This is a genomic window from Blautia sp. HCP3S3_H10_2 (assembly GCF_052122375.1).
Taxonomy (GTDB): Bacteria; Bacillota; Clostridia; order Lachnospirales; family Lachnospiraceae; genus Blautia_A.
The window spans coordinates 1-933 of record NZ_JBQKCL010000048.1; the positions used below are offsets into that span (position 1 = coordinate 1).

Sequence of the window (933 nt, forward strand, 5' to 3'; positions counted from 1 at the left end):
GGACTATGAATCCAGAAATACGCGTCTACAGGAAGTTATGGTTCTAATTGAAGAACTGGTAAGAAAGATTCCGATGGCTGAAAAGCTGTTAGAGATCAAAGGTGTGGGAATCAGGACAGTGTCAGGGTTCCTTGCAGAAGTAGGAGATATCAGCCGCTTCAACAATCCGAAAGAACTGCAGAAGCTTGCAGGATTGGCATTGGTTGAAAATAGTTCGGGAAAGCACAAGGGCGAGACAACAATAAGCAGACGAGGTCGAAAGAGACTCAGATATTTGCTCTTTGAGGTTGCAATGTCACTTGTGTCGAAGAACCAGGAGTTCAGGGAACTCCACAATTATTATACAACCAGAAGGTTGAATCCGTTGAAGAAAATGCAGTCACTTATGGCAATTGCAGCCAAGCTGATACGTGTCTTTTATGCCATGCTGACAAAAGGCGTGGATTATGATCCGAAAAAGATGGTCAGTGACATCAAGAGACCGGCAGTTTATCTACAGGCCGCGTAAGAAAGACAAGTAACTGTAATGGAGGCTGTCAAGTGGACAGCCACTGAATCAAGCAGAATGTAACAGATAACGTCCACTGATCACAGTGCTGGAACAGGAAGCGAGTCAGTAATCAATAATACAAAGAATGAGCCAGTAGTCGGCAGAAATAGTCACCATGGGGCATATGACCCCGTAAAGGAGCATAGCTGACACCCTGGTTATGGGCAGGCAGGACGAAGGAAGTTAGGACCTCTGGAGACAGAGATGATCCTGGTGGATATAGGAGGTTAGCTGCCATAGAGGGAAGGGTATACACAAGGCCAGTAAAGCGGAAATCAATGACGTTTTATTTCGTATACCCTTTAACCACTATTTCAGTACCTGATACATTGAAATGCTCATAGCTGTGGCTTATTCACTGAGATATGAAAGGTTGAAAAACC

The 933-nt window shown here is 44.5% G+C and carries 1 protein-coding gene; it reads left to right on the forward strand.

The genetic code is table 11. The features are described 5' to 3' along the window. Window positions 1–508, forward strand: a 508-nt coding sequence (locus ACTQWB_RS18675; protein ID WP_441502921.1) for a transposase, incomplete at its 5' end; no start/stop codon positions are given. Between the last annotated feature and the right edge of the window lie 425 nt (window positions 509–933).